This window comes from Dactylosporangium sp. CS-047395 (assembly GCF_050942185.1).
Lineage (GTDB): Bacteria > Actinomycetota > Actinomycetes > Mycobacteriales > Micromonosporaceae > Dactylosporangium.
The window spans coordinates 1,274,893-1,297,539 of the sequence record NZ_CP192015.1 but is presented as its reverse complement, the minus strand read 5'-3'; the positions used below and the strand labels follow the sequence as shown (position 1 = coordinate 1,297,539).

The 22,647-nt window shown below is 74.0% G+C and carries 24 protein-coding genes; 12 read left to right on the top strand and 12 right to left on the bottom strand.

Annotated features, from left to right (window positions below; genetic code table 11):
- Nucleotides 1–9: 9 nt before the first annotated feature.
- The 7 genes from ACQP00_RS06005 to ACQP00_RS05975 are packed head-to-tail and all read left to right on the top strand — an operon-like array spanning nt 10 to nt 5,742.
- A complete protein-coding gene (locus ACQP00_RS06005) occupies nt 10–396 on the top strand; it encodes a YciI family protein (RefSeq protein WP_433215519.1) in 387 nt (128 codons plus the stop codon).
- Between the two features lie 13 nt (nt 397–409).
- Nucleotides 410–1,660, top strand: coding sequence for an RNA polymerase sigma factor (locus tag ACQP00_RS06000; protein WP_433215516.1), 1,251 nt, complete (start codon nt 410–412; stop codon nt 1,658–1,660).
- A gap of 13 nt (nt 1,661–1,673) precedes the next feature.
- Nucleotides 1,674–2,174: a hypothetical protein gene (locus tag ACQP00_RS05995; protein WP_433215513.1), complete on the top strand. Its 501-nt coding sequence runs from the start codon at nt 1,674–1,676 to the stop codon at nt 2,172–2,174.
- Entirely contained in the window at nt 2,162–2,506 is a 345-nt protein-coding gene (locus ACQP00_RS05990; protein ID WP_433215510.1) for a hypothetical protein, read from the top strand. The genes ACQP00_RS05995 and ACQP00_RS05990 overlap by 13 nt, the downstream gene beginning before the upstream one ends.
- A 42-nt stretch (nt 2,507–2,548) precedes the next feature.
- Entirely contained in the window at nt 2,549–3,196 is a 648-nt protein-coding gene (locus tag ACQP00_RS05985; RefSeq protein WP_433215507.1) for a hypothetical protein, read from the top strand.
- A 9-nt stretch (nt 3,197–3,205) separates the two neighbouring features.
- Nucleotides 3,206–5,107: a sensor histidine kinase gene (locus ACQP00_RS05980; RefSeq protein ID WP_433215504.1), complete on the top strand. Its 1,902-nt coding sequence runs from the start codon at nt 3,206–3,208 to the stop codon at nt 5,105–5,107.
- Nucleotides 5,092–5,742 carry a response regulator gene (locus ACQP00_RS05975; RefSeq protein WP_433215501.1) on the top strand — a complete coding sequence of 217 codons (651 nt, stop codon included), beginning with the start codon at nt 5,092–5,094 and terminating at the stop codon, nt 5,740–5,742. The genes ACQP00_RS05980 and ACQP00_RS05975 overlap by 16 nt, the downstream gene beginning before the upstream one ends.
- Here the strand turns inward: ACQP00_RS05975 and ACQP00_RS05970 are convergent.
- The 3 genes from ACQP00_RS05970 to ACQP00_RS05960 all read right to left on the bottom strand — a co-directional run bounded on the left by ACQP00_RS05970 (nt 5,669) and on the right by ACQP00_RS05960 (nt 8,408).
- Entirely contained in the window at nt 5,669–6,343 is a 675-nt protein-coding gene (locus ACQP00_RS05970) for a DUF2306 domain-containing protein (RefSeq protein ID WP_433215498.1), read from the bottom strand. The two genes, ACQP00_RS05975 and ACQP00_RS05970, sit on opposite strands and share 74 nt — an antisense overlap.
- A 72-nt stretch (nt 6,344–6,415) precedes the next feature.
- Nucleotides 6,416–7,078, bottom strand: a complete 663-nt coding sequence (locus tag ACQP00_RS05965) for a response regulator (protein WP_433215495.1) — start codon at nt 7,076–7,078, stop codon at nt 6,416–6,418.
- Nucleotides 7,050–8,408, bottom strand: a complete 1,359-nt coding sequence (locus ACQP00_RS05960; protein WP_433215492.1) for an MFS transporter — start codon at nt 8,406–8,408, stop codon at nt 7,050–7,052. The genes ACQP00_RS05965 and ACQP00_RS05960 overlap by 29 nt, the downstream gene beginning before the upstream one ends.
- Nucleotides 8,409–8,544: 136 nt before the next feature.
- On the opposite strand from ACQP00_RS05960, the gene ACQP00_RS05955 reads away from it, so the two are divergent.
- Complete coding sequence (locus ACQP00_RS05955; protein WP_433215489.1) at nt 8,545–9,906, top strand: FAD-dependent monooxygenase; 1,362 nt, start codon at nt 8,545–8,547, stop codon at nt 9,904–9,906.
- A gap of 176 nt (nt 9,907–10,082) precedes the next feature.
- Here the strand turns inward: ACQP00_RS05955 and ACQP00_RS05950 are convergent, their stop codons facing one another.
- Complete coding sequence (locus ACQP00_RS05950) at nt 10,083–11,549, bottom strand: multicopper oxidase family protein (protein ID WP_433215486.1); 1,467 nt, start codon at nt 11,547–11,549, stop codon at nt 10,083–10,085.
- Nucleotides 11,550–11,691: 142 nt separating this feature from the next.
- On the opposite strand from ACQP00_RS05950, the gene ACQP00_RS05945 reads away from it, so the two are divergent.
- Entirely contained in the window at nt 11,692–12,357 is a 666-nt protein-coding gene (locus tag ACQP00_RS05945) for a permease prefix domain 1-containing protein (protein ID WP_433215484.1), read from the top strand.
- A 6-nt stretch (nt 12,358–12,363) separates the two neighbouring features.
- Here ACQP00_RS05945 and yidD read toward each other — a convergent pair whose 3' ends face one another.
- Entirely contained in the window at nt 12,364–12,786 is a 423-nt protein-coding gene (yidD, locus tag ACQP00_RS05940; RefSeq protein WP_433215481.1) for a membrane protein insertion efficiency factor YidD, read from the bottom strand.
- 263 nt (nt 12,787–13,049) lie between these two features.
- Entirely contained in the window at nt 13,050–13,478 is a 429-nt protein-coding gene (locus tag ACQP00_RS05935; protein WP_433215478.1) for a hypothetical protein, read from the bottom strand.
- 162 nt (nt 13,479–13,640) lie between these two features.
- On the opposite strand from ACQP00_RS05935, the gene ACQP00_RS05930 reads away from it, so the two are divergent.
- Together ACQP00_RS05930 and ACQP00_RS05925 are read left to right on the top strand one after the other, a co-directional pair.
- Nucleotides 13,641–14,177 carry a DUF4240 domain-containing protein gene (locus tag ACQP00_RS05930; protein WP_433215475.1) on the top strand — a complete coding sequence of 179 codons (537 nt, stop codon included), beginning with the start codon at nt 13,641–13,643 and terminating at the stop codon, nt 14,175–14,177.
- A 41-nt stretch (nt 14,178–14,218) separates the two neighbouring features.
- Nucleotides 14,219–17,188, top strand: a complete 2,970-nt coding sequence (locus ACQP00_RS05925; RefSeq protein WP_433215472.1) for a fibronectin type III domain-containing protein — start codon at nt 14,219–14,221, stop codon at nt 17,186–17,188.
- Here the strand turns inward: ACQP00_RS05925 and ACQP00_RS05920 are convergent.
- From ACQP00_RS05920 to ACQP00_RS05895, 6 genes are read right to left on the bottom strand one after another with little or no spacing between them, the layout of a single operon-like run.
- Complete coding sequence (locus ACQP00_RS05920) at nt 17,172–17,858, bottom strand: urease accessory protein UreD (protein WP_433215469.1); 687 nt, start codon at nt 17,856–17,858, stop codon at nt 17,172–17,174. The genes ACQP00_RS05925 and ACQP00_RS05920 overlap by 17 nt on opposite strands.
- The gene (ureG, locus tag ACQP00_RS05915; RefSeq protein ID WP_433215466.1) at nt 17,855–18,514 is read right to left on the bottom strand and encodes an urease accessory protein UreG; all 660 of its coding nucleotides are present in this window, start codon (nt 18,512–18,514) and stop codon (nt 17,855–17,857) included. The genes ACQP00_RS05920 and ureG overlap by 4 nt, the downstream gene beginning before the upstream one ends.
- A 40-nt stretch (nt 18,515–18,554) precedes the next feature.
- Nucleotides 18,555–19,208 carry an urease accessory protein UreF gene (locus ACQP00_RS05910; protein WP_433215463.1) on the bottom strand — a complete coding sequence of 218 codons (654 nt, stop codon included), beginning with the start codon at nt 19,206–19,208 and terminating at the stop codon, nt 18,555–18,557.
- Between the two features lie 2 nt (nt 19,209–19,210).
- Complete coding sequence (locus ACQP00_RS05905) at nt 19,211–20,920, bottom strand: urease subunit alpha (RefSeq protein WP_433223719.1); 1,710 nt, start codon at nt 20,918–20,920, stop codon at nt 19,211–19,213.
- The gene (locus ACQP00_RS05900; RefSeq protein WP_433215460.1) at nt 20,914–21,210 is read right to left on the bottom strand and encodes an urease subunit beta; all 297 of its coding nucleotides are present in this window, start codon (nt 21,208–21,210) and stop codon (nt 20,914–20,916) included. The genes ACQP00_RS05905 and ACQP00_RS05900 overlap by 7 nt, the downstream gene beginning before the upstream one ends.
- The gene (locus tag ACQP00_RS05895; protein ID WP_433056951.1) at nt 21,207–21,509 is read right to left on the bottom strand and encodes an urease subunit gamma; all 303 of its coding nucleotides are present in this window, start codon (nt 21,507–21,509) and stop codon (nt 21,207–21,209) included. Before ACQP00_RS05895 ends, ACQP00_RS05900 begins: the two co-directional genes overlap by 4 nt.
- A gap of 180 nt (nt 21,510–21,689) precedes the next feature.
- Here ACQP00_RS05895 and ACQP00_RS05890 point away from each other — a divergent pair, with 180 nt between their 5' ends.
- Nucleotides 21,690–22,640: an AAA family ATPase gene (locus ACQP00_RS05890; protein WP_433215457.1), complete on the top strand. Its 951-nt coding sequence runs from the start codon at nt 21,690–21,692 to the stop codon at nt 22,638–22,640.
- The last annotated feature ends 7 nt before the right edge of the window (nt 22,641–22,647 follow it).

Genomic DNA, 22,647 nt, shown 5'->3' with positions numbered 1-22,647 from the left:
GGTGAAAGGGTGAGCAACACTACCGAGGAGGAACCCGAAATGCGCTACATGATGATGCACAAGCTGGACGACTCGAACCCCGCGCTGTGGCAGCCCGACCCGCAGTTCATCGAGCGGTTCGGCGCGTACATGGAGGAGGTCTCCAAGGCGGGTGTGCTGCTCGCCGCCGAGGGCCTGCTGCCCAGCTCGGCCGGGGCCGCCACGATCACCAAGAAGAGCGGCGAGACCACCATCGTCGACGGCCCGTTCGCCGAGGCCAAGGAGGTCATCGGCGGCTTCGGCATCGTCCAGGTCCGCGACCAGGCGGAGGCCGTCGAGTGGGCGCGCCGCTTCGCCGAGCTCTTCGACCACGACATCGAGATCGAGGTCCGGCGGGTGTCCGAGTACGAGGGCTAGTTATGTTGGCCGGGTGAGCTCTGGGGGTACCGACGCGAAAACCGCGGTCGAAGCGGTCTGGCGGATCGAGGCGGCGCGCGTCATCGCGGGCGTCGCCCGGCTCGTCGGCGACGTCGGGCTGGCCGAGGAACTCGCGCAGGACGCCCTGGTCGCGGCCCTGGAACAGTGGCCCGCCGAGGGCGTCCCGCGCAACCCCGGCGCCTGGCTGATGACCACGGCCAAGCGCCGCGCCATCGACACCATCCGGCGGCAGCAGGTGCTGCAGAAGCACCTGCCCGCCCTGGCCCTGGACGAGCGCCTGGACGACCCGGCCCTCGACGCCGTCCTGGAGCAGGAGCCGATCGAGGACGACCTGCTCCGGCTCATCTTCACCGCCTGCCACCCGGTCCTGAAGCCCGAGGCCCGCGTGGCCCTGACCCTGCGCATGCTGGGCGGCCTGTCCACGGACGAGATCGCCCGCGCCTTCCTGGTCCCGGACCCGACCGTCGGCCAGCGCATCAGCCGCGCCAAGAAGGCCCTCGCGGACGCCAAGGTCCCGTTCGAGCTGCCGACCGGCGAGGCCCGCACCGAGCGCCTCAGCTCCGTCCTGGAGGTCATCTACCTGATCTTCAACGAGGGCTACTCCGCCACGGCCGGCGACGACTGGATGCGCCCGGCCCTGTGCGAGGAGGCCATGCGCCTGGGCCGCGTCCTGGCCGGCCTCATGCCGTCCGAGCCGGAGGTCCACGGCCTGGTCGCCCTGCTGGAGATCCAGGCCTCCCGCGCGGCCGCGCGCACCGCCCCCGACGGCTCCCCCATCACCCTGCTGGACCAGGACCGCCGCCGCTGGGACCGCCTGCTCATCACCCGCGGCCTGGCCGCCCTGGACCGAGCCGAGTCGCTCGGCGGCGGCACGTACACGTTGCAGGCCGCGATCGCCGCGTGCCACGCCCGCGCCCACACGGCGGCCGAGACCGACTGGGCGGAGATCGCCGCCCGCTACGCCGACCTGGCGGCGCTGGCCCCGTCGCCGATCGTGGAACTGAACCGCGCGGTCGCCGTCTCGATGGCCGACGGCCCTTCGGCGGGGCTGGCGGTGCTGGAGCCGCTCCTGGAGGACCCGGCGCTGCGGGGGTACCACCTGCTGCCCTCGGTCCGCGCCGACTTCCTGTTCCGCCTCGGCCGCCTGCCCGAGGCCCGCGCCGAGTTCGAGCGGGCGGCCGCCATGACCCGCAACGAGCGCGAGCGCACCATGCTGCTCACCCGCGCCGAGGCCTGCGGCTAGGTTCTGGTTCGACATGTACTGGTTCGATCTGGAGCCGGCCGAGGGCCTCGCCGACCGCTGGGCCGCCGACGCCGTGGACCGCGCCTTCGACGGCCCGTCCTGGTTGCGGCCCCGCTTCCCGGCCGGACGCGCGGTGATCCTGCGCCTGCGGTCCACGCTCGCCGCCGACGTGACGGTCACGGCCGTGGCGAGCATCGGCGGGTCCCGCAAACGCCTGACCGCCGACGTCCACCTCCCGGCCCACCGCCGCCGGTCCCGCTTCGGTCTGCTGCACGCCGCGGTGGTCGGCCTGACCGCCATCGGCACCGAGTTCGCCCTCGGCCCCTGTCCCCTGCGCCGTCCGGACCGCCCGGTGCGGGCCCCGCTGATCCCGCTCCCGTCCCGGCCGCCCGTGACCGTGCCGCCCGGCCGCCTGCTGCTCGTCGCCGGCGACCCGGTGGACGGCGCCTGGCACGACGAGGTGGCCGCTCGCCTGTCCGCCGTCCGCACGAGCGAGACGACGTGGATCCGGTAACCGGGCACTGGCTGCGCGAGTGGGGCGTGCCGCCGGCTTCCGCAGGCGCTGACCTGTTGTCCACCCTGGCCGCCGCGGCCGACACCCCGGCGCCGGACCTCGAACTCGGCGCGGTCGCGGACGACTTCGAGGCCTTCGGCGCGGGCGAGATGGCGCTCTTCGCGCGCCTGCCGGACGACCGGGCGGCCGCCGACCTGGAAGCGGAACTGGCCGACACCCTGGCCGGCGTGGCGCTGCTGCAGGACCAGACCCACGCGGACGGCCTCACGCAGTGGATCCTCGGCCGCGCCCCCGAGCGGCCGGGACAAAGTTCCCAGGCGGCCGGGACCTGACGGAGGTCCGGGGCGGGTCGGGCCGGCGGCAGCATCGCCGGCATGAAGAACGAACGGTTGTGGGCGCTCGCGGGCGTCCTGGGTGGGCTGGTCGGGTTTGTCGGGCTCTTCGTCGGCAGCGGCTTCTCCGGCGACGTCGGGGACGGGATCAAGGACAACGCGCTCGTCGTCGATGCCGTCGCTGAGCAGCGGGGGTATGTCTGGCTCACGCAGGTCGCCTGTTTCGTGGCCGCATCGCTGCTCGTGGTGTTCGCGGCCGGGCTCAAGCGGCATCTCGCGCGGCAGGAGCCGGCCGGGAGTCTCGTGCCGCCGGTGGCGGGGGCGGGGGTCGGGCTCGTGGCCGTGCTGCTGCTGGTCGGGGGTGGGATGTGTACCGAGCTCTACTGGGCCCTCGGCGAGGCCGGCAAATGGGACCCGGACACCATTGCCGGGCTCGTCGAGGTGTACAACACGCTGCCGTGGCTGTGGGCGGGCGCCGGGATCGCGGCCGTGGCCGTGGCCGTCGGCGGGTTCAAGCACGGGTCGGCCGGCAAGTGGCTCGCCGTGGTCAGTGCGATCGCCGCCCTGCTCGTCGTGGCCACGCAGGTCTATCCCGCGCAGTACGGGGCGCTGTTTCCGGGGGCGCTCTGGACGGTCGTGGCCGGGATCGGGTTCCTGACATCGGGGCGTACGAACGCGCCGGTCAACTAGGTTCGGGCGATGACTGTCGGCGTCCTGCTGGTCGTGGTGGCCGGGGTGCTCGCGGTGCGCAACGGCGCGCCCGTCGGCGAGGTCGCCTACCTGCCCGCCGTGGCCGCCTGCGTCGTGGTCGGCGGGCTCATCAGCCGCGGCCGGAAAGGGAACCTGGTCGGGCCGTTGCTGCTCGGCGGGGGGCTGTCGTTCGCGTTGCTCGAAACCTTCGGGCAGGCGGCGGTGGCCACCGGCAGCGCGGCGCTGGCCTGGCCGCAGACCTGGCTCTGGGTGCCGGCGAACCTGGGGATCGCGCTCGTGCCCGCGTACTTTCCCGATCAGCGGCCGCCGCGCTGGGCCGTCGGCGTCCTGGGCGGGCTGGCCGGGGCCGCGGCCGTCACCAGTGCGCTGCGGCCGGGGGTCAACGATCAGGTGCGGCCGCAGGCGCCCGCCAATCCGCTCGGGATCGAGGCCGTGCGCGGCGTCGCGCCCGTGGCCGAGGTGGCGTTCACCGTTGCCGCCGCGCTGGTGTTCGTCATCGGGGCGGCGGTCGTCGCGAGCAAGGCGCGGGCGGAGTCGAGCACCGTGCGGGCGCAGGCGCGGTGGCTGGGGTACAGCTGCGGGATCGTGGCGCTCGTGATCCTGGCGCGGCTCGCGGTCGGGCTCGCGGATGCGCAGCCGAACGAGCTCTGGCCCGATGCCGATGCGCCGTGGGACGTGGCCGGCGGGCTCGCCATCGCGCTGGTGCCGGCCGGGATCGGGGTCGCGGTGCTGCGGCATCGGCTCTTCGACATCGATGTGCTCATCAGCCGCACCGCCGCCTTCGCGGTGCTGTCCGGGCTAGTGGCGCTCGCCTACCTCCTCGTCGTCGGGGTGCTCGGGGCGTCGTCGGTGCTCGCGGCCGTGGCGGGCGCGCTGGTGTTCGGGGGGCTGCGGCAGGTCGTGCAGCGCCGGGTCAATCTTCTCGTGTACGGCGAACGCGACGACCCGTACACCGTGCTCGCGCGGCTCGGGGAGCGGCTGGCGGCGGTGCCGGACCCGGGGGCGATCCTGGCCGCGAGCACGGCGACGGTGCGCGAGGCGCTGCGGCTCACGTACGTCGGGATCGAGGTGTCCGACGGGCCGCTTTTCGAGCTCGGAACGCGGCCCGGCGAGCCCGTGGTGCTGCCGCTCGTCGCGGGCGGGGAGCCGGTCGGGGCGCTGCGGCTCGGGGCGCGGGCCGGCGAGGCGGCGCTCGGGGCGCGGGACCTGCGGCTGCTGGGCGACCTGGCGCGGCACATCGGGGTGGCGGTGCAGGCGGTGCGGTTCTCCGCGGCCCTGCAGCGCTCCCGGGAGCAGCTCGTCATCGCGCGGGAGGAGGAGCGCCGGCGGCTGCGCCGGGACCTGCACGACGGGCTCGGACCGACGCTCGCCGGGCTCACCATGCGCGCGGAGGCGGCGCAGGAGGTCGGGCCGGGCGCGGCGGGGCAACTGCTCGAGGAGATCGTGCGGGACGCGCAGACCGCGGTGGCCGACGTGCGGCGGCTCGTGGACGGGCTGCGGCCACCCGCGCTCGACACGCTCGGGCTGGTCGGGGCGCTGCGGGCGCACCTGGCCACGCAGCCGGCCGGCGGGTCGCGGGTCAGCCTCGACGTGCCCGCGGCCATCGACGGGCTGCCGGCGGCCACCGAGGTCGCGGCGTACCGGATCGCGGTCGAGGCCCTCGCGAACGCGCGGCGGCACGCGGGGGCACGGACGGTACACCTGGGGCTGGTTCTGGAAAACGAACGGCTCCGGGTGCTGGTGGCCGACGACGGGCGCGGGACGGCGACGGCGCGGGAGGGCGGGGTCGGCATGGACTCGATGCGGGAGCGGGCGGCGGAGCTCGGCGGCGAACTGGTCGTCGAGTCCACGGACGAGGGGACGCGGGTGCGGGCATGGCTGCCGCGGTGAGGGTGCTGGTCGTCGACGACCACGAGCAGTTCCGGGCCGGGCTGCGGGCGCTGCTGGCCACCAGCGACGAGGTCGAGGTCTGCGGGGAGGCGGCCAGCGGCGAGGAGGCCCTCGCGGCGCTGCCCCGGCTCCAGCCCGACGTGGTGCTGCTCGACCTGGTGATGCCGGGGATGGGCGGGATCGCCGCGACCGAACGGATCGCCGCGGCCATGCCGCACGTGCGCGTGCTGGTGCTCAGCATGGCCGACGACGACGATTCGGTGTTCGCGGCGGTACGGGCGGGTGCGCGCGGCTACGTCCTCAAGGGCGCCCGCCGCATGGAGATCATCCGCTCGATCCGGGTCGTCGCGGACGGCGAGGCGATCTTCGGGCCGGCGATCGCGACCCGGATGATGGGGTTCTTCGCGGGCCTGGACCGCACCGCGCCGGACCCGTTCCCGGAGCTGACCCAGCGCGAGCGGCAGATCCTCGGGCACATCGCGCGTCATCTGACCAACCCGCAGATCGCCGAGCGGCTCGGGGTGAGCCAGAAGACCGTCCGCAACCACGTCTCGAACATCTTCACGAAACTGCAGGTCGCGGATCGGGCTCAAGCGATCGTGCTCGCCCGCGACGCGGGGCTGACCGGCGAATGATCGCCTCGGCCACGGCCAGGTTGAGCACCCAGGCCCCGATCAGCGCGACGCTGCGCCAGGCCGCGTAGTCCGGGTCGTGCACGTCCAGCGGGATCAGCGGCAGGCTGGTGAAGACCTGCGTCCCGGCGGCCATGGCGACCGCGTACGCGCGCATCATCCACGCCCGGTGCGCGTGGAAGTCGCGGCGGCGGATGGCCCGCAAGCCCAGGATGATCGCGGCGAGCATGAACGTGCCGACGACGTAGCGGGCCGCGTTGGTCGCAGCGTTGTCGGTGCCCGGCAGGTCGTAGAAGGTGGTCATCCACAGGCCGGAGAGGGCCACCGCGAGGCCGCAGCCGACGAGCACCCGGCCGGTGACGCGGTGCCAGCGGCGGTGGGTGCGGCGGAAGTTCGGGGCGAACTGCAGCGCGCCCAGGAAGGCGTAGAGGACGGCGCCGACGATGTGCACGAGGACCGGGGCCGGCATGTCGACGAAGCGGGCGTTGGCCGCGGTGCGCTCCACGCCGCCGGTGAGCTGGGCGACGCGGACGCTGCCCGCGATCGAGGGCACGAGGGCGAGCAACCACAGTCCGGTGATGATCGGCCAGTCACGGGTCTTCATGGCTGTAGATGGTGGGCCGCCGCGCGGGCCGTGACATCGGTCCGTGGACCGACCGGGAAACCGGCCGAAAGTTCAGGATCCGGGTCGTACCCGGTTCGTCTCGTAGGCCCACATCGCGATCTCCACCCGGTTGCGCAGGCCGAGCTTGAGCATGAGCGCGGTCACGTGCGACTTCACGGTGCTCAGCGTGATGTGCAGCTCGTCGGCGATCTCGTTGTTGGTGCGGCCCCGCGCCACCCGGGCCAGCACCTGCTCCTCCCGCTCGGTGAGCGGCTCGATCGGCTGGCGGGGCGGCGCGGTCGGGCCGGTGTCGGCGAAGGCCCGCAGCAACCGGGTGGTGACGCTGGGCGCGATGAGGGCGTCGCCGTTCGCGGCCGCGTGCACGGCCTGGGCCAGCAGCGCCGGCCCCGCGTCCTTGAGCAGGAAGCCGCGGGCGCCGGCGCGCAGGGCGGCGTAGACGTACTCGTCCAGGTCGAACGTGGTGATGACGACGACGGCGATCGGGTCCGCGACCGCCGGACCGGCCAGCTGCCGGGTCGCCTCGAGCCCATCCATGGTGGGCATCCGCACGTCGAGGAGGCAGACGTCCGGGCGCAGCTGCCGGGCCAGCTCGACGGCGCGGCGCCCGTCGGCGGCCTCGGCCACCACCTCGATGTCCGGCTGGGCGTTGAGGATCATCGTCAGCCCGGTCCGGACGATCTCCTGATCATCCGCGACCAGCACCCGCACGCTCACCGGCCAATGCTACGGGCGCGCTCGTACCGTCAGATCCGCCGAAAGTACGACCGGCCACGAGGATCCCGGCCACGGCCGGGACCAGTGCCACCCCGAACGCGGCCAGGTAGGCGGCCGGGCCGGTGCCGATCATCGCCGCGAACAGCGAGCCGCCCGCGGCCAGGGCGACGGTGGTCAGCAGCGCGTCGGAGACGGACAGGGCGGAGCTGTTCGCGCCCTGCTCGCCCGGGCGGGACAGGCGCAGCACCAGCGCCGCCGAGACCGGGGACACCAGCCCCATGCCGAAGCCGGCGAAGCACCAGCCGGCCACGGCGAGCACTACCGGTACCGACGAAATGGCGAGCGTCATCACGGACGCCACGCCGGCCGCGATCCCCGCCGCACCCAGCCGCAGCCGCGCCGTCTCCGACAGCCGCAGCCCCGGCCGCGCCTGCAGCCACGAGCCGCCCGACCAGAACAGCGCGCCGACGGTGAGGCTGAGCCCGGCCAGGGTGGGGCTCAGGCCGCGCTCGCGGGTGAGCATGAGCGGGATGAACACGTCGGCCTGCATGAACGCGGCCCCGGCGAGGCCGCGCAGGAGCACGACGCTGGGCAGGCCGCGGGCGGCGGCCAGGGTGCCTTGCGGCAGCAGCCTGATCCCGCACACCGCGACGATCACGACCCCCACACCGAGCAGGATGAGGCTCTGCTGGCCGCCGACGTAGAGCACGAGGGCGCCGAGGGCGGCACCGAGCGACCACCAAAACCGCGTTCGCGGCAAAATGTCCGAATTATCCGGACGAACGCGACTGATCCGCGGCCAGATCAGCGCCAGCACCGGCGCGGCGGCAAGAGCCACGAGCAGAAAGACCCAGCGCCATCCCAGGTACGACACGATCAGCCCCGCCACCGCCGGCCCCACGATCGCCGGCAACACCCACGCGGCCGACATGTACGAGAAGACGCGTGGATGCTCCGCGGCCGGGTAGGCGCGCCCCACGACGACGAACAGCGCCACGTTCACGATCCCGCCACCGAAGCCCTGCACCAGCCGCCCGAGCACCAGCACCCACATCTGCGGCGCCAGCCCGGCCACGAGCAGCCCGGCACTGAACAGCGCGACGCCCACCGCCGCCGGCCGGGCCGGGCCCGCGCGGTCGCACCACGAGCCGGCCAGGACCATCCCGACGACGCTGGTGGCCAGGGCACCGCCGAAGGCGAACCCGTACAGCGACAGGCCGTCGAGGGCCTTGGCGACCGAGGGCATCGCGGCGGTGACCGCGACGGCCTCGAAGGCGACCAGCGTGACCAGCGTCACGAGGCCGGCGGTGAGCGTGCGTCTGTTCTCCACGGCCCCCAACCTCGCACCTCAACCCCTGTTCAGGTCAAGCCGATCATGATTTCACCACGCGTTGACATCGGCTCGCCCGTATGCCAACAATTGTTTGCCAACACTCGTTGGCAAACGTGCCACCCGAGGAGGAGCCATGAAGACCGTCATCGCCGGGGCCGGCCCCACCGGCCTGCTGCTCGCCGGGGACCTGGCCGCCGCCGGCGCGGACGTCACCGTCCTGGAGCGCCGGGGCGGGGAGTCCAACCTGACCCGCGCGTTCGCCGTGCACGCGCGCACGCTGGAGCAGTTCGACGCCCGGGGCATCGCCGAGGACGTCATCGCCACCGGCACCAAGGTGGCCCGGCTGCGGCTGTTCGGCGACGTCGCGGTCGACCTGGGCGCGCTGCGCTCGCGGTTCAACTACGTGCTGATCACCCCGCAGTACAACGTCGAGCACGTCCTGGAGGAGCGCGCGCTCAAGGCCGGGGCGCGGATCGTGCGCGGCACCACCGTCACCGGCCTGACCCAGGACGCGGGCGGCGTCGCGGTGCACACCGACCGGGACACGCACGAGGCCGACTACCTCGTCGGGGCCGACGGCGCCCGCAGCGGCGTGCGCCAGGCCCTCGGGCTCGACTTCCCGGGCCGCGCCGTGGTCCGCTCGCTGATGCTGGCCGACGTGCGGCTGGCCGAGCCGCCGGCCGACGCCATCACGGTCAGCGCGGTCGGCTCGGCGTTCGCGTTCGTGGCCCCGTTCGGCGACGGGTGGCACCGGATCTTCGCCTGGAACCGCGACCACCAGGTGGCCGACGACGCCCCGCTCGACGTGGAGGAGGTCCGCGGCACGGTGCGGGCGGCCTTCGGCACCGATTTCGGGCTGGGCGAGTGCCGCTGGCTGTCGCGCTTCCACAGCGACGAGCGGCAGGTGGAGCAGTACCGCACCGGCCGCGTCTTCCTCGCCGGCGACGCCGCCCACGTGCACTCGCCGGCGGGCGGGCAGGGCATGAACACCGGCCTGCAGGACGCGGCCAACCTGAGCTGGAAGCTCGCCGCGGCCGGGGCGGGCTGGGCGCCGGACGGGCTGCTCGACTCCTACCACACCGAGCGGCACGCGGTCGGCAAGCTCGTGCTGCGCACCAGCGGCGGGCTCATCCGGCTCGCGCTGCTGCATTCCCGGGCCGCCCGCACCGGCCGCGACGCGCTGGCGGGGCTGGCGTTGCACGTGCCGGCGGTACGACGGAAGCTCACCGGCACCGTGTCCGGCCTGGGCATCGACTATGCGCACGCGGCCCGCCAGGAGGATCTCGACCTCGGCGGCGGGCGGCTCTACGAGCTGCTGCGGGCCGGCAGGCACGTGCTGCTCGCGCCGCAGGCCCCGGCGGGGTACGCCGACCGCCTCGTGCACGCCCGGCACGAGCGGTGCGTGCTCGTGCGCCCGGACGGGTACACGGCGTGGACGGGCACCCAGGGAGATCTTCCGGTCGCGCTCCGCGCAAGCCTCGGGGCGCCCCGGTGATCCCCGACACCCCCGTATGACGATCTCTTGACACGGGGGCGTTGATCGATGTGTCATGCCGGTCACAAGCGGTTCTCGTTGGGGTGTTGGCGCCACATCGACGACACATACGGGGACGACGGAACGCGCGCGAGACGTGCCGGGCCCCGCGCCGCCACGGGGGGCCCGGCACCCTCTCAGTGCCGCAGCCGCGGCTGCTGCCCCGGCTCCACGACCACGAACTGGCCCATCATCCCCTCGTCCTCGTGCTTGAGAACGTGGCAGTGGAACATGTACGCCGTGGTCGGGTCCGCGTAGTCGGCGAACCGGGCGATCACCGAGTACTGCTGGCGCGGCTCCAGGAACAGCGTGTCCTTCCAGCCCGACAGCTCCGGCGGGGGCGCCGCGCCGTTCACCCGCAGCACCTGGAACTGCACGTCGTGGATGTGGAAGCTGTGCGGGGTGCCGTGCCCGTTGGACACGTTCCACACCTCGGTCGTGTCCTTCACGACGACCGCGTCCGGGCGGGTCATGTCCATCTTCCGGTCGTTGATCTCGCGGCCGGAGAACTGGAAGTTTCGCGTCTGCGCGGCCTTGGCCGGATCGAGGCGCGGCGTCGCGACGAGCGTCGCGGGCAGCGCGGCCGGGCGCAGCGTCGCGGCCGCGCGCAGCTGCAGGATGTCGAAGGCGTCCTGACCGCCGTTGAAGCGGCTCTCCAGGTCGCCTCCGAGCGCGCGCACGCTGCGCAGCGTCACCCGCTCCCCCGGGCTGAGCGCGACCACGATCTCGGCCCGCTCGCCGACCGAGAGCCGCACGTGGTCGAGCATGGCGGGCCGGTCGAGCAGGCCGCCGTCGGTGCCGACGAGCGCGAACGGGCGGCCGTCGCCCAGCGCGAAGTTGTAGATGCGGGCCGTCGAGGCGTTGACCAGACGGAGCCGCACCAGCTGGGAGGCCACGTCGAGGTACGGGCCGGGGGTGCCGTTGACCAGGATCTCGTCGCCGAGCACGCCGATGTCGCTGCCGAAGCGGCCGCCCATGCTCAGCTGGCCGCCGCCGTCGAAGTCCTTGTCCTGCACCAGAACCGGGATGTCGTCGACGCCGTAGTCGTGCGGGAGCGCCCGCTGGGCCGGCTCGTCGTCGTCGACGATGAACAGCCCGGCCAGGCCGCGGTACACCTGGGCCTCGGTGCGCTCGTCCGGGTGCGGGTGGTACCAGAGCGTCGCCGCGGGCTGGTCGACCGTCCACGCGGCCTGGAACGAGCCGCCGGTCGGGATCGGGCGGTGCGGCCCGCCGTCCATCGCGGCCGGCAGGTGCATGCCGTGCCAGTGCACCGTGGTGGGCTCGGCCAGCGCGTTGCGGACGTTGACCACGACCTGCTCCCCGCGCTTCGCCCGCAGGGTCGGACCCAAGAAGCTGCCGTTGTACCCCCATGTGCGGGTCGCACCGTGCCCGAAGTCGCTGTCGCCCGGTTGGGCCCGCAGCTCGAACACGCGGCGGCCCTGCGCGTCGACGGTCGAGGCGGCCGGCGGCGGCACCCGCAGCGGCCGGGTGAAGTCCGCACGGACGTCCAGGGGCGGGCGGACGAAGAAGTAGACGAGCGCGGCGACGCCGCCTCCGCACAGGACGAGGAGCACCGCCAGGCCCCCCAGCAGCCACTTGCGCACGTCGAGTCTCCCTACATGTAGAACGGCTACAGGTAGGGTGGCCCGGCTTCCGGTGCGAAAGCCAGGCCCGGCCGCCGAACCCGGGGAAAGCTCAGGGAGAACCCGGACTGCCTCGCGGACCGGCCTTGGGCATGCTGAGGGCGTGGTTACTGCCGGCCCCATCGACACCTACGTCGCCGCGCTGCGCGGCTCCCTGCGCGGCCCCCGCGCGGCCAAGGCGGACCTGCTCACCGAGGCCCGCGACGGGCTGATCGACGCCGCCGAGCGGTACGAGGGCGAGGGCCTGGAGCGGGCCGCGGCCGAGCGCGCGGCGGTCGAGGAGTTCGGCCCGGTCGGCGCGCTCGCGCCCGAGTACCAGCGGGAGCTGGCGCTGGCCCAGGGCCGCCGGACCGCGCTGCTCGTCGGCGCCGCGGTGGCCACGCAGGCGCTCGTCTCCGAGGTCGCGTGGCGGCGGGCGGCCACCGGCTGGAACTGGGAGCCCGGCCCGGCCTACATGGTCCTGGCCAACGCCGTGGACTACGCGACGTACGTGGTGGTCGCCGGGGCGCTGCTGGCCGCCGTCGCGTGCGGGATCGGCAGCCGCTACGTCGAGGTCGGCCGCCGGTTCGTGCGCGCCACCGGCATCGGCGCGATCAGCGTCGTCGCCTTCTTCGTCGCCGGCGGCATGCTGCTGTCCGCGTTCAGCCCGACGTGGGGCGGGCACCCGAGCGGCGAGGCGTCCGGCCTGTCGCTGGCCGCCTCGGTCATCACGGTCGTGCTGCCGGCCGTGATGACGTACTCCGGCCTGCGCTGCGTCCGCGCGTCGTGAATCGGCCTACGGCACCGGGTCGACGGTGCCGCGCGGGGTCGACGGGTTGCACCGCTTGATCCGCGCCGCGGTCAGCCGGGAGCCCTCGACCAGGCCGTAGCGCTGGACCGCCTGCAGGCCGTAGTTGCTGCAGGACGGGGTCTGGCGGCAGTGGAACGGCAGGTGCGGGCTCAGGAATCGCTGGTACCCGCGGATCGCCACCATGCCCGCGCGCCCCGGCCTGGTCGCGTCCCGCCGCGGCGCGCGCGAGGGCGCCGAGATGGCCATGAGCGACAGCAGCGAGCCGAGCATGAACGGGTTGCAGTCGCAGAAGTCGCAGTCGCAGTCCGGCCCGCAGTCCCGGTCGTTGCGGCGCTTGCGGCGCTGGTCCTGCATCCGCTGATGCCGCCGCCGCGCCCGCCACATGCCGACGTACTCGCCAACTCCCATGGTCGCGATTGTGACCATGCCCGACAGCGACGATCAAGGAAGCGTCGCCGCCCCGACACTGCGGGAATCCTGACCGCACACGAAAACGCACCCGGATGGCCGACTTCGCGCGGGCGGCCGGGAATGTCCGGACAGTCCCGGACACCCGGACGAAGTCGAACAACCGAGTGCGTCGCGATCGAGCTGAGTTGCGTGGGTGGGCGCCGGGCCGGCGGGGCTGAACCGCCGGCCCGGCCGAAGCCACACCATGAGAGGGGGTCTGCTTACTTGGCCGCGATCTCGCCGGCGCCACCGTCGGCGTGGTACTCGGTGCCCTCGGCGAACGCGGCGTCGAAGCGCTGCTGCAGGGCGTCGAGCTCGGAGAACTGGGCCGAGTGCGAGGACTCGGAGCCCTCGGCGGCGAAGACGTGGTCGTCCTCGGACGCGTCGTGGCTGTAGTTGGTGTAGTTGTCGGCCGAGTAGTGCACCGCGGCCGGCTGGTCGTACTCGACGTGGTTGCCGGTCGAGTAGTCGGTCGACTCCTGCGCGTGGTGGTCGTTCTCGTAGATGCCGAACTGCGACTGGGCGTCGTGCTCCGAGCCTTGGGCCTGGTGCAGCTGGTCGAGGGCGTCGTGCTCCTGGCCGGCCGAGTACTGGCCGTAGTCCACGTCGTGACCGGTGTCGCCGCCGTCGTAGCTGTCGATGTCGCTCATGGTGCGCTCCTTCGGTAAGAAGTTCGGTGTGGTGTGGCCTTGCATGAAGAACGTTACGGTCGCCGCGGGACCGGCGAATCCCGGAAACGTGCCACCACGGGCACCCCGGTTCCGGCCCGGATATTGGCCGGAGCGTGCGCCGGGATGAAAGACTGCGTTGCCGTGGACAGCGATACTTTCTGGTCGATCATCGACGGTGCCCGTTCCGCCGCCGGGGAGCGCGTCACGCCGGGGTTCGCCGAGCGGTTCACCGCCGCCCTGCGCATGCGGCTGGCCACGCTCGACAAGGGCGAACTGCTGGACTTCGACGCGCACCGCACCCGCCTGCAGGCCCGGGCCAACTCGTCGGCCATGTGGGCGACCGGCCGCGTGGTGGCCCGCTACGCCGACGCGTTCGTGGACGGGTTGATCGCCCGCGGGCGCGACGTCTACGAGCGCGCGGTCGCCGACCCGGACGCGCTCGCCGACGACCCGGTGCTGCGCGCGGTGGCCGCGGGCGACCTGGCCGCCCACGAGCTCGCCCCGCGCGAGGTCGAGGACCTGGCCGAGGAGTTGTACGGCGAGACCGACGACTACCCGATGCTCCTGCGCGCCCGTACCGGGCAGGTCGCACCGCAGGTCGACGACGACTGGGACGACGATGACGACGCCGAGGTCCGCAAGCACCTGCCGAAGATCAGTGGACTATTTCTGCGGTAAATGTCCACATTACGCAAAGTTGTTGGACTACGACTGAGCGTGTGAACATCTCGCGCGCCGTCGGGGCGCTCACCGCCGCGGCGGTCGGTTCCGGGGCGCTCGTGGGGCTCGTCCAGTCGCCCGCGGCCGCCGCCACGACGACGTTCTCCTACACGGGCGCGATCCAGACGTACACCGTCCCGGCCGGGGTCACCCAGCTCAAGGTCGTCGCCAAGGGCGCGCAGGGCGGCGGCGACAACGGCGGCCCGGGCGGGGCGGTCACCGCGCTGATCTCGGTGCCCGCCGCGCTCGGCGGCACGATCCAGGTGATGGTCGGCGGCCGGGACGGCTGGAACGGCGGCGGCGCGGCCGGCGGCTCGGACGGGGTGGTGGGCGGCGGCGCCTCCGACATCCGGCAGGGCACGTGCGCGGCCGCGAGCACCTGCGGCCTGGGCGACCGGACCGTGGTGGCGGGCGGCGGGGGCGGCGGCGTCATCTACGACGGCGGCTCGGGCGGCAAGCCGGCCACCCCCGGCTACGACATGACGGTCGCGGGCGACGAATACGGCCGCGAGGGCGGCCCGGGCACCCAGAGCGCCGGCGGCGCCGGGGGCGCGGCCTTCGACGGCCCGGCCGCCTCGGACGGCACGGCCGGCGCGGCGGGCAACGGCGGCAACGGCGGCTGGTGCAGCTGCGGCGGCAACGAGGGCCACGGGGGCGGCGGCGGGTACTACGGCGGCGGTGGCGGCGGCGCCAGCACCTCGCGCCCGGGCGGCCCGGGCGGTGGCGGGTCGAGCTACGTGGACCCGGCGCGGCAGGACGAAGAGCCCACCTTCGGCACCGGCGACAACTACGCGGCCGGCTCCGTCGCGATCACCCCGGTCGGCCCGCCCGCGCCCGGCGGCCTCACCGCGCAGGTCGCGCCCGGCTCCGGCGCGGTCGACCTGGGCTGGACCGCGCCGACCGGCGGGGCCGACGCCTACAAGGTCTACCGGGCGACGTCGAGCGGCGGACCGTACACCGAGGTGACCACCGGCGCGTGCGCCGCTCCCACCGGCCCGTCGTGCGGCCTCACCGGGTTGAGCCCGGGCCAGGAGTACCACTTCCAGGTCGCCACGGTGCGCGGCTCGCTCGAGGGCGACCCGTCGGGCGCGGTCGCGGTGACGGCGATCGAGCCGCCCACCCCGCCGGGCACGGTGTCCGCCGCGGCGACCGGGGACCTGACGCTCACCGTGACGTTCGCCGGCCCGTCGACGCCCGCCGCGCCCGCGCCCGACCACCAGGTGCTCGTCTCCCGCGACGGCGGCGCGTTCGCCCCGGCCGCGGCCGGCACCTGCGCGGGCGCGCCGGTCGCGAGCCCGTGCACGGTCACCGGGCTGGTCGCGGGCGGCTCCTACCGCTTCGAGGTGCTGGCGGGCAACGCGGCCGGGGTCAGCGCGGCGTCGTCGCCCTCGACCGCGGTGACCGCCGTGGCCGCACCGGCCGCGCCGACCCCGGGGACGGTGACCGCGACCGCGCCCGGCACCCTCAGCGTGGCCTGGAGCGGGACCGCGGGCTCCTTCAAGGTGTACGGCTCCGACGGCGGCCCCTACGCGCCCGTCGCCGCCGGCACCTGCGCGGGCGCGCCCACCGCGAGCCCGTGCACGGTCACCGGCCTGGCCCCCGGCACCGCGTACACGTTCACGATCGCCTCGCTGGCCGGCTCGGTCGAGGGCACCCAATCCGCCGCGACGGCCGCCACCGCGGCGGTCACCACGCCGGTCGCGGCCGGCCCGCCGACGCTGAGCCTGGCGGGCGACCGCGCGATCAAGGTGGCCTGGACGTACCCCGGCGGCGCCGACCGGCCCGCGACCGGCTTCACGGTCGAGGTGGCGAAGGACGGCGGCGCGTTCGCCCCCGTCGCCACCGGCCCGTGCGCGGCCCCGGCCGCGAGCCCGTGCACCCTGTCCGGGCTGGAGGTGGGCGCGTCGTACCAGGTGCGGGTGACCGCGGCCAATGGTGCCGGGACCGGCCCGGCCTCGGCCGCGTCGGCGGCGCTGAGCGCGGTCGAGGCGCCCGGCGCGCCGGCCATCGTGTCGATCGTGCCCGGCGACGGTACGGCCACGGTCACCTGGACCGCGGGCACCCCGGCCGGGGGCGGCATCACGTACCACGCGATCGCCGTCCCGGTGGGCGCGAGCTCGCCGCGGCCCGAGTGCCAGGTCGCCGCGCCCGCGCTCGCGTGCACGATCGCGGGGCTGGACAACGGGACGCAGTACACGATCACGGTCGTGGCGAGCGGCGCTGTCGACTCCCTTCCGAGCGCGGCGGTCACCGGCACCCCGAGCATCGCCCCGTCCGCGCCGACCGTGACGGTCGACGCGGGCACGGCCTCGCTCGCGGTGCACTGGACGGCGGGCGCGGCCGGCTCCGGCATCGCCGGCTACCTTGTCACGGCCACGCCCGGCCCGGCCACCTGCGAGACCGGCCCGACCGGCACCGGCTGCGTCCTGGGCGCGGTCGCGGGCACCCCGTACACGGTTTCGGTGGTCGCCAAGGGCACCTTCGGCCGCGACTCGGCCGCCGCGACCTCGCCGAGCGTCACCGCGACGGCCCCGAGCCTGCCGGCCACCCCGCCGGCCGCGAACGCCGCCCTGACCACGGACCGCGGCGACATCGACACGGCCGCGCCGGGCGAGCGGATCACGGTGCTCGGCCACGGGTTCGCGCCGCACTCGACGGTGACGATCGCCCTGTACTCCACCGCGACCCTGCTGGCCACCGCGGTCGCGGACGCGAACGGCGACGTGCGCCAGCCGGTGACCGTGCCGGCCGGACTGGCCGCGGGCGAGCACCGGCTGGTCGCGCTGGGCGTGGACGCGAACGGGGTGACGCACACGCTGGCGCTGGCCGTGACGGTGCCCGCGGCGTCGTCCACGCTGCCGGTGACGGGCCTGGCGCTGACCACGATGGTGATGGCGGGCCTCGGCGCGCTGGGGGCCGGCACGGTGCTGCGCCTGGCCGGGCGCCGGCCGGCTACAGCGCCGGCGTGATCAGCGGGTCGGTGACCGCGCGGGTCTCGGTCAGATCGTCGCCGAGCGCGGTCACCGCAACGCCGCCCTGCACAAGCGCCATGACCGCCGCCCGGTGCGTGGCTGGCACCTGGGCCTGGTCGGTCCTGACGAGTGTCGCGAGGACGCGCGCGCCGCCCAGGACGGCCGGACCGCTGTCGGCGGTGAAGTCGCTGCGGTACCAGGGACGGCTCTCGCGGCGGATCGTGGTCGAAAGACGCAGGTCACCCGGCGCCTCACCGTAGCGGCCGAACACCGCCTCCTCGCGCCAGAGCAGCCGGGCGGTTCGGTTTAGGTCCACAGTGGACACGTTGTGGTGCCGGCAGCGCGCGGCCGCGACGATGGGCTCGGGCAGGAAGGCCAGGAAGCCACCCTCCCCCACGGTGGCGTGCACGGAGAGGACCGACTCCGCGCCGTCGCGCCCGGGCAGGGCGATGCTCGCGGCGACGGTGTGCACCCAGAGCTCCGCGCCCGGGCCCACCTCCAGCTCCAGGCTCAGCTCGTCGCCCCCGAGCGGCCCCGCCGCGCCGCCGACGAGGTGCACGCTGTGCGCGCCCGTACGCCGCGGCAGGAGCGGGGCCTCGCCCTTGAGGACGCGCAGGACGGTACGCGCCCCCTCGCGCTCGGCGACGATGCGCGCTGCCGCCCTCATGCGCCGGCGACCAGGCCGCGAACCCAGTCCTGCACCGGCGTGGCCGCGCGGTCCTCGACGAGCGACAGGAACACGGTCGGCAGCTCCCCCCGCCGCGCGGCCGCGTCCCGCTCCATCACCCCGAGATCGGCCCCGACCAGCGGCGCCAGGTCGGTCTTGTTGATCACGAGCAGATCGGCGGAGGTGACGCCAGGCCCGCCCTTGCGCGGCACCTTGTCCCCGCCGGCCACGTCGACGACGAAGATCTGCCGGTCGATGAGCCCCTTGCTGAACGTGGCGGTGAGGTTGTCCCCGCCGCTCTCGACCAGGATCACGTCGAGCGCGCCGAGGCTCTCCTCCAGCTCCTCGATCGCGTCGAGGTTGGCCGAGATGTCGTCGCGGATCGCGGTGTGCGGGCAGCACCCCGTCTCCACGGCCCGGATCCGCTCGGCGGGCAGCACCCCGTTGCGCAACAGGAAGTCGGCGTCCTCGGTGGTGTAGATGTCGTTGGTCACCACCGCCACCCGCAGGTCCTCCGACAGACTCCGGCACAGCGCGGCCACCAGCGCCGTCTTGCCCGAGCCGACCGGACCACCGATCCCGATGCGCACGGCGCGCCTGGTCTGCGGCAGCGGGTGATGCGGGTCGACATCGGGATGCGGATGCGTGTGCGGCACCTCGTCCGGACCGTGTTCGTGATCATGTTCGTGATCGTGTTCAGGATGCAAAGAGTCGTACCTCCCATGCGGCGTGGTCCTCGGCGGAGACGTCGAGCAGCGGCGCCGATGCCGCCGGCAGGTCCCCGATCGGTCCACGGGCGGATGTAGCGGCCTCGCGGGCCACCTCGTCACACTCGGCGCCGAGCTCGGCCAGCACGGCGTGCACGCGATACGGGTCGAGCCCCAGCAGCCGCACGGCCGCGCTGGCCGGGCCGGAGATCGCGTGGTACGCGGCGATCTGGGCCGCCTCCAGCGGACTCAACCCGGCGGCGTGGGCGGCGACCCCGAGCGCGATCGGCTGCGCGACGCGCGCCCGCGCGGCCCGCTCGACATGCTCGCCCGGCCAGACCACGAGCGCGGCCCGGCAGAGCGAACGCCCCTGACGCTGCGCGGCGAGGCGCAGCGCGGGCGAGGGCGTCCGCGCGTCGAGCTCCGCACCGAGCTCCTCGATCGCGTCCGGGCGCGCACACGCCGCGGCCGCGAACGCCGCCCCGACCAGGCCCGCCGTGCGCAGGCGCCCCCGCAGGAACGCCCGCACGCCGTCGAGGTCGGTGACGCGACCGCGCGCGACCGCCGCCTCCAGCCCGCCGGAGTGCGCGTGGCCACCCGACGGGAACCGCCCGTCGGCGAGAATCAGCAGGTCGGTGTTCATGGTCAGAACAGGAAGTACCGCTGCGCCATGGGAAGTTCTTCGACCGGGTCGGGTTCGACCACCTCGCCGTCGATGCGCACGGTGAAGGTGTCGGGCTCCACCTCGATGCGCGGGAGGGCGTCGTTGCGCGGGAGGTCGGCCTTGCCGATCGAGCGCGTGTTCGCGACCGGGGACAGCCGGCGGCGCAACCCCAGGCGCTCGGCCAGCCCGTCCTCGATCGCGGCCGGGGCTACGAACGCCAGGCTGGTCGCGGGGGCGGCCGCACCATAGGCGCCGAACATCGGGCGGGACAGGATCGGCTGCGGCGTCGGGATGGAGGCGTTCGCGTCGCCCATCGCGCCCCACGCGATCGCGCCGCCCTTGATCACCGCGTGCGGGCGGACCCCGAAGAACGCCGGGTCCCACAGCACCAGGTCGGCCAGTTTGCCGATCGCGATCGAGCCGACCTCGTGGTCGATGCCAGCAGCAACCGCCGGGCAGATGGTGTACTTCGCGACATACCGCTTGGCCCGCTCGTTGTCCGCCGGCCCGTCGCCGGCCAGGGCGCCCCGCCGGCGCTTCATCACGTGGGCGGTCTGCCAGGTGCGCAGGACCACCTCGCCGACGCGGCCCATGGCCTGGGAGTCGGAGCCGATGATGGAGATCGCGCCGAGGTCGTGCAGGAGGTCCTCGGCGGCCATCGTGGACGGGCGGATGCGGCTTTCGGCGAAGGCCAGGTCCTCGGGGACGGCCGGGTTCAGGTGGTGGCAGACCATGAGCATGTCGAGGTGCTCGCTGAGCGTGTTGCGGGTGTACGGGCGGGTCGGGTTGGTCGAGGACGGCAGCACGTTCGGGTGCCCGGCGACCGTGATGATGTCGGGTGCGTGGCCGCCGCCGGCTCCCTCGGTGTGGTACGCGTGGATGCTCCGCCCCGCGATCGCCCGCAGGGTCTCCTCGACGAAGCCGGCCTCGTTGAGGGTGTCGGTGTGGATGTTCACCTGCACGCCCGAGGCGTCGGCGACCCGCAGGCAGGCGTCGATCGCGGCCGGGGTGGTGCCCCAGTCCTCGTGCAGCTTGAAGCCCCCGGCACCGGCGCGCAGCTGCTCCCACATCGCCTCCTCGGAGACGGTGTTGCCCTTGCCGAGCAGCAGCACGTTGACCGGCCACGGGTCGAGCGCCTCGAGCATCCGGGCCAGGTGCCAGGCGCCCGGGGTGACGGTGGTCGCCTTGCTGCCCTCCGCCGGTCCGGTGCCGCCGCCGACGATCGTGGTGATGCCGCTGGCCAGGGCCTCCTCCAGGACCAGCGGGGCGATCAGGTGCACGTGGCAGTCGATGGCGCCCGCGGTGAGGATGCGCCCGTTGCCGGCCACGATCTCGGTGGCCGGGCCGATGACAAGGGCCGGGTCGACGCCGTCCATGATGTCCGGGTTGCCGGCCCGGCCGATGCCGACGATCCGCCCGTCGCGGATGCCGACGTCGGCCTTGACGATGCCCCAGTGGTCGAGGATCAGCGCGCCGGTGATGACCGTGTCGGGGGTGCCCTCGGCGCGGGTCGCGCGGGACTGCCCCATCGACTCCCGGATGACCTTGCCGCCGCCGAAGACGGCCTCGTCGCCGCCCGCGCAGTGGTCCTGCTCCACCTGGATGAACAGGTCGGTGTCGGCCAGCCGGACGCGGTCGCCGGTGGTGGGGCCGTAGAGGGTGCGGTACCGCTCCCGGTCGAGTCTCATGATGCCTTCTTCCGCAGGCCGGGGACGATCCGGCGACCGCCGAGCGGCACCAGCACGACCTCGCGGGCCACGCCGGGCTCGAAGCGGACGGACGTGCCCGCCGGTACGCCGAGCCGGTGCCCGGAAGCCGCCGCCCGGTCGAACTCCAGGGCGTCGTTGGCCTCGGCGAAGTGGTAGTGGGAGCCGACCTGCACCGGCCGGTCGCCCGTGTTGCGGACGGTGAGCGACAGCTCGGCCCGGCCGGAGTTGATCTCGACCGGCCCCTCGCCGGGCAGCACCTCGCCGGGGATCATGGGATCGGGTGGTGAACGGTCACGAGCTTGGTGCCGTCCGGGAACGTCGCCTCCACCTGCACCTCCGCCAGCATCTCGGGGACGCCCTCGAGGACGTCGGCGCGGCCGAGGACGTGCCGCCCGGCCTCCATCAGGTCCACCACGGTCCGGCCGTCCCGCGCACCTTCCAGCAGGAAGGCGGTGATGATCGCGACAGCCTCCGGGTAGTTGAGCTTCAGCCCGCGGTCCTTGCGGCGCTGGGCCACGTCGGCGGCGACGTGGATCAGCAGGCGCTCCTGCTCATGGCGGGTCAGGAACAACGTGTGACCTCCGTTGGGCGGTGGTGGCCGGATGCTGCCACCCAGATGTTTCCTCCGCATTACCTGCCTGCGCAGCCCGTTCGGGTGAATCCGCTTCGTACTCCGTGGGTAGAACGAAGAAATGGGCTGCAACAGGGGCGTGTTAGGCTCGCGACGCCTCACTACCTGGAGAGTTGGCGCATGAGCAATCACCGGTCGGTCGTTATCAACGGGGACCTCGGCAGCGGCAAGTCCACCGTCTCCGTCGAGCTCTCCAAGCGGCTCGGGCTGCGGCGCATCAGCGTCGGCGACATGTACCGGGAGATGGCCCAGCGCCGCGGCATGACCGCCCTCCAGCTCAACCTCCACGCCGAGCTGGACGACGCGATCGACAGCGCGGTGGACAACCTGCAGAGCGAGATCGCGCAGTCCGGCGAGCAGCTCATCGTCGACAGCCGGCTGGCCTGGTTCTTCTTCCACGAGGCGTTCAAGGTCCACCTGATCACCGAGCCGAACGAGGCCGCCCGCCGCGTGCTGGCCCGTCCGCACTCCGAGGTCGAGAACTACGCCTCCATGGAGGAGGCCAAGCGGGAGCTGCACAGCCGCAGCGAGAGCGAGCGGATGCGCTTCCTGACGCGGTACGGCGCGGACAAGTACCGGCTGCGCAACTACGACCTCGTCGCGGACAGCACCCGGGCCAACCCCGACCAGGTCGTCTCCGCCGTGCAGGCCGCCTTCGAGGGCCGCCTCGGCGCCGAGATCCTCCGCGAGCGGGCCCCCCTGCTGCTGCTCGACCCGATGCGGGTGTACCCCACGCGCGAGATCGACTTCGCCGACGAGACCCTCGCCCAAGAGCTGGCGGGCGCCGCCCCCGGCGACCTGGAGCCGCTGACCATCGGCCACAGCGGCCAGGACTACTACGTGATCGACGGCCACCGCCGGCTCAGCGCCGCGGTGCAGAACGGTCTCCATCTGGTGCCGGGGCTGCTGCTCGCGGAGAACGAGGAGCCGGTCACCAACCGTTTGAGCGCGAACGACTACTTCCGCGCCCACGTGACCTCGGCGGTGATCGAGGCCTGGGACCGGGTGCACAAGATCGAGCTCCCGGTGCCGGCCCACAACCCGCCCGAAGTCCACGCCGGCAAGCAGTAGGCGCCCT